We start from the raw sequence: 5,341 nt of genomic DNA, 5'->3' as shown, positions 1-5,341 counted from the left end.
TACAGAAATTAATTCGGGTGTTTTATAAATTTGTTTATTACTATTTTGCTGAGAAACTTGTGATTGTTCTGTTCGCCTGCGGTACTTGCGATATCTTGTTAATTCTGCTTCTAGTTGTACATCTAAACTGTCCATTACAGCTTGCAAAGTGGGATTCAATTGGTCTGTAGAGCTTTTAGTGGACTTAACCAAAGAACTTTGACTCATTTGAGAACTCCTGTTACCGACTCAATAAATTTTATATTTGAGATAGAATGTCCCAACTATTGTAAAACGACTATGGATTTTCAATCTCTCAATCAGATTTTAGGCTATCTCCAAATTATGGAGCGATCGCCTCAACAACAACAGTTTCTGAAACTGATGGAATGTTGGGAACAAGTTTTAGGAGTTATGGCTACCCAAACTAAGCCTCTATATATAGAGGGAAAAGTTTTATATGTAGCAACATCTAGTGCTGCTTTATCTCAAGAACTTAGTTTTCGGGTGTCCCAACTTTTAGATAAGCTCAATCATTTTTTACCCACACCTCTAAACAATATCCGGTTTTCTGCTGCTCACTGGCATACAATTCAATCTCATCAATCGAGACAAACTGACAAAAATGATTGGCTACAGCATCCTAGCATGATTCCTAAATCTCAAAAAGCAACCTTGAAAGACTCGACTCATAAAAATCAAAGTCCTCAAACCACATTTAAAAATTGGGCTAAAACTATCAATACCCGCTTTCAAGGTTTACCTCTATGTCCTCAATGCCAATGTCCTACACCCCCGGGAGAAATTCAACGTTGGTCAGTATGTGCAATTTGTGCCACTAAACAGTGGTCATCAAGTTAATTTTTAATTATTTCATAATTTTAACTCCTCAAATGTAATTGAAAAGACAAAAACATTAATTTTTATATTAAGTGGGTGACTAGAAATTTTTGATAGTTTTTTGAGTCTATCTTTATGGGCTTTAAGCCAAAAATATTTTCCATTACTTGGTTTAAATATTATCTATTTTACTTCGATCTGACTTATCTTTTAACTTGATCCCTATCAAGTTTACCGAAATAATGTATGAATTAATACATTTTTACGTACTAGATTTCGCATAAATGTTTCTGTTTATAAAGTAATTATAAAAATAATATAAATTTTATTTAATTGATAGGGATATTCATAATCTAGGTGTCACAATGGATTTAATAGATTAAAACCACGAGTCTCTTGGATTCAAAATAATTAAGATAGACTCAATTAAATTTAGGAAAATTTTTTATGAAACCCACTTTAGTTTGTCGTAATTGCCGATACTATTTACCAGAAGGAAGACGTGGTGGTGTTTGTCAAAAGTTAACTACACCAGTTGAAAGTAATTGGAAAGCCTGTTCGTTAGCTTCATCTCCCTTCAATAAATCCTGGGAAAATCTTGAGAGTATAGCTATCTGGAATCAGCAAATCGATCAAAATTTGGAAGTAGTTAGTTTTACCTAAAATGAAAGTTAAAAGCCTTGTTTCTTTCAAGAGGGTACTTGATACCCTTCTATCTATAAGAACAAGGTTTGTCTCCAATTTTTTTTAGCTCAACTAACTAACAAAATTGGGGTTAGTTATTATGAGAAATATAAGTTAAGGTCTCAGTAACTTATCCATGTCAAAAAAAGCTACATTTTTATCCTGACTCTAAGAGACTTTTTGTAAAGTTTTGTAAGGGAAAAGAACGCTCTTTAAATTGTAACTACTTGGTTATTTATCCCAAACTTTGTGCTTTGAAATACTGAATTGGTGAGGAGTAAAAACACTTTATAATTCTTGACAAACAATCTCTAAGGTAACCAAGGGTATCTGCGAAAGTCTGGAGGTCGTTTTTCTAGGAATGCTTTTTTACCTTCAGCTCCTTCCTCTGTCATGTAGTAAAGAAGAGTAGCATTACCAGCCAATTCTTGTAGACCAGCTTGCCCATCACAGTCAGCATTAAAAGCAGCTTTGAGACAACGAATAGCGATCGGGCTTTTTTCCAGAATTTCTGAAGCCCAGTTAATGCCCTCTATTTCTAGTTCCTCTATAGGTACAACACAGTTAACCAAGCCCATTTCCAAAGCTTCTTGAGCTGTATACTGCCGACAGAGGAACCAAATTTCTCGTGCCTTTTTCTGACCAACTATTCTAGCTAAATAACTTGCCCCAAACCCACCATCAAAACTACCTACCTTAGGTCCAGTTTGACCAAAAATTGCATTGTCAGCAGCAATAGTTAAGTCACAAATAATATGCAAAACATGACCCCCCCCAATAGCATATCCAGCAACTAAAGCAATGACAACTTTGGGCATGGAACGAATTAAGCGTTGTAAGTCCAATACATTCAGTCGTGGTACTCCAGTCTCATCAACATAACCTGCTGTACCTCTTACACTTTGGTCTCCACCAGCACAGAAAGCATACTTACCATCTGTGTGAGGTCCAGCACCTGTAAATAAAACTACTCCAATATTTGGATCTTCACGAGCATCAACAAAAGCATCATAAAGTTCAAACACAGTTTTAGGACGAAAAGCATTGCGTTTGTGGGGACGATTAATAGTTATTTTGGCAATTCCATCAGTTTTGTGGTAAAGAATATCGCTATACTCTTTAACAATTTGCCATTTTATTTGCAAAGGCTGATTACTCATATTTTTAGAAGTTGATAGATATTTTGTTTTCAGTACACCAGGTTACTAGATATCTAACAGCTTTATTTAACTAATCTCAAACCTTATTATTTCGATTTACTGTAATACCACCTGTTTTTTAGTCAATCCTTTAACATCCTGCTTATATTGAACTAGTATTTTCTTGTTGTACTATGGTTGATGGATTTAAGTTTTCTCCCGTCCCAGGTGAACAACGACCTAGTACCACTACATGGAAGTTAAAAGTCAAAAGTATTGATTTGTAATTGTTTTAGGATTTTGTCTGGTCAGTTATTTCCGCTATCCTGCACTATTGTTAGATAAACAAGTTGCTAGATTGTCTAAGCCCAAGTCTATTGCTAAAATCCTGTCAGGTTTTATCGGAGATTTTAGATGATTGACCATCCAAGTTATCTAGTCCATCAAAAGTGGATGAGTCGAGTATTAGAATTGGCCAAAATTGCTGGTAATGCTGGAGAAGTACCAGTTGCAGCTGTCATAGTAAACTCAGATGGCAAGTTGATTGCAGAAGCTCAAAACCGACGGCAGCGAGATTTTGACCCTACTGCTCATGCAGAAATATTGGCTTTGCGACAAGCGGGACAAATTTTGCGGAATTGGCACTTAAATAAATGTACTCTCTACGTTAATCTCGAACCTTGCCCGATGTGTACGGGGGCAATATTGCAGGCAAGAATAGGTTTATTGGTTTATGGAGCAGACGATCCGAAAACTGGCACAATACGAACTGTTGCTAATTTTCCAGATAGTGTTTTTTCTCATCATCGTCTGGCTGTATTGGGAGGAATAATGGAATCTGTTTGTCGTCAAGAATTACAGTTTTGGTTTGCTCACCTTCGGTAAACAAGAAAGGGAATTATTTTGTGGTGAAACCTGCTATCCACAATGACAGATAATGAGCAATTTTTGTGTTTATCTAAGTAAAGTAAATTAACTTTGAAAATATAGCAGTCTCAGGAAAGGTTATACCATTTCTGAATAGTAATCCTATGTTTGATTGCTATATAACTACTGCCTAACTCCCCATCTCCCTATCTCCACATTACAAAGATATATAGCAAACTTTTTGAGATTTGGTATTAAGATATATCATATCAAATCCGTTGAATTTGGTATAAAAACATTCTCCATCTTCACCATTACCAAATCTTTATAAATTTTTTTCCCTCTTGACTCCTGAGTTCCCCTCCTGGGAGGGGTTAGGGGTGGGTTGATTCCTGACTCCTACTTCAAAAGATTTTATACGGGTGCATCTCAATTTTGAATAAAGCCAAAAATTTATCGCTTTTAGGGAACAGGGAACAGGGAATAGGGAACAGGGAATATATAGGAAAAAAGTATTTTTGCAAATATGAGATACACCCTTTTATACAGATGCTACCGGATTTGATATCAAAAGTTTAAAACTCAGATAAAACAAAATTTTTTCTTCTCTTCTAGATAATTAAAGCCTTCTTCCTTCTACTATAAAATAGTCAGCATTCAGCAGCCAGCTATTAGCTAGCCGCATCAGGTCGGAACTGCGGAGTTCAGCTAATTTTGTGGAAGGTAAAAGCAACCTTTGAAATTGATTTTGAATAAAAAGTTACTGCCATGTGTTCCCTTGCCAAACCTGAGAAGTAATTATTGATTACTGATTGCTGTTTGCGTAGCATCCCACAGGGAAGTGCTGACTGCTAATAGCTGAATGTTTACATAAAATAGGCAGATAAAAATAAAAAAGATGATAACTGAAGTGTTAATTTCTATAGCTGACAGTATAAGAAGTGTCATTTAAGGATGCCACTAGAACAGGAATAAAGTTTACCTTAGAGTCAAGAAATTAAATTAGATGATTGAGCTAAAAAAACTATGATAAATCTTGACTTTATCCAAGCTTCTTTAAGGAAATTACATTCTCCAGTAAACTCAAAACCTTCTAGCATTTCTCCTTGGTTAGCATCTTTATCTTATTTTTTAGGTCATCATATAGTAATGCCATTGTATTTTCGTAAAATAAATATTATTGGAAAAGAGAATATTCCGAAAGATGGACCTGTGATTTTAGCTCCCACTCATCGTTCTCGTTGGGATGGGTTAATCATACCTTATACTACAGGTAGATTAGTGACTGGTCGAGACCTAAGATTTATGGTTAGTATGGATGAAATGAAATGTTTACAAGGATGGTTGATTAGACATTTGGGCGGGTTTCCTCTTAATCCAAAAAATCCGGCAGTTTCTTGTTTTCGCTATGGAGTAGAATTAATGTTAAAGAGGGAAATGTTAGTGATATTTCCTGAAGGTAAAATTTATCGCGATAATCAAGTTCATTCTCTCAAAACAGGATTAGCTAGAATAGGATTACAAGCTGAGTCTTATCAACAAAATCTTGGTGTTAAAATAGTGCCTATATCTTTGAATTACAACCCAGTTATTCCACGCCGTGGTTGTAATGTTATGGTTCGTATTGGTGTTCCTTTATCTGTAAATGATTATATTTATGGATCGGGGAAAAAGCAGGCACAAAACTTAACTATGGATTTAGAAGCAGCACTTAAAAATATAGATGGGCATTCAACAATTAATAATTAATAATTAATAACTGGAGAGTACAAAGTTCTGCTAAAAAACAGTTGGCTCTCAAGATTGAAAGTGTTACTGGGAAAGGTTTACAG

5 protein-coding genes and 1 pseudogene are annotated in these 5,341 nt (G+C 35.2%); 4 read left to right on the top strand and 2 right to left on the bottom strand.

The window, feature by feature from the left end:
* Positions 1-207, bottom strand: a pseudogene (locus F6K13_RS16655) (hypothetical protein); the annotation flags it as partial.
* A gap of 72 nt (positions 208-279) precedes the next feature.
* Between F6K13_RS16655 and F6K13_RS16650 the strand changes: the two are divergent.
* Both F6K13_RS16650 and F6K13_RS16645 read left to right on the top strand, forming a co-directional pair.
* Positions 280-840: a DUF721 domain-containing protein gene (locus tag F6K13_RS16650; protein WP_124144003.1), complete on the top strand. Its 561-nt coding sequence runs from the start codon at positions 280-282 to the stop codon at positions 838-840.
* 426 nt (positions 841-1,266) lie between these two features.
* Positions 1,267-1,482, top strand: coding sequence for a hypothetical protein (locus tag F6K13_RS16645; RefSeq protein WP_192901077.1), 216 nt, complete (start codon positions 1,267-1,269; stop codon positions 1,480-1,482).
* A 332-nt stretch (positions 1,483-1,814) separates the two neighbouring features.
* On the opposite strand, the gene menB is transcribed toward F6K13_RS16645, so the two are convergent.
* Complete coding sequence (gene menB / locus F6K13_RS16640) at positions 1,815-2,648, bottom strand: 1,4-dihydroxy-2-naphthoyl-CoA synthase (RefSeq protein WP_124154173.1); 834 nt, start codon at positions 2,646-2,648, stop codon at positions 1,815-1,817.
* Positions 2,649-3,056: 408 nt separating this feature from the next.
* On the opposite strand from menB, the gene F6K13_RS16635 reads away from it, so the two are divergent.
* Both F6K13_RS16635 and F6K13_RS16630 read left to right on the top strand, forming a co-directional pair.
* Positions 3,057-3,527 carry a nucleoside deaminase gene (locus F6K13_RS16635; protein WP_124144004.1) on the top strand — a complete coding sequence of 157 codons (471 nt, stop codon included), beginning with the start codon at positions 3,057-3,059 and terminating at the stop codon, positions 3,525-3,527.
* A 1,008-nt stretch (positions 3,528-4,535) separates the two neighbouring features.
* Entirely contained in the window at positions 4,536-5,258 is a 723-nt protein-coding gene (locus F6K13_RS16630) for a 1-acyl-sn-glycerol-3-phosphate acyltransferase (protein WP_124144005.1), read from the top strand.
* Positions 5,259-5,341 lie beyond the last annotated feature (83 nt).

The sequence above is a fragment of the Okeania sp. SIO2B9 genome (genome assembly GCF_010672505.1).
Taxonomy (GTDB): domain Bacteria; phylum Cyanobacteriota; class Cyanobacteriia; order Cyanobacteriales; family Microcoleaceae; genus Okeania; species Okeania hirsuta.
This window is presented reverse-complemented; position numbering and strand designations above follow the sequence as displayed.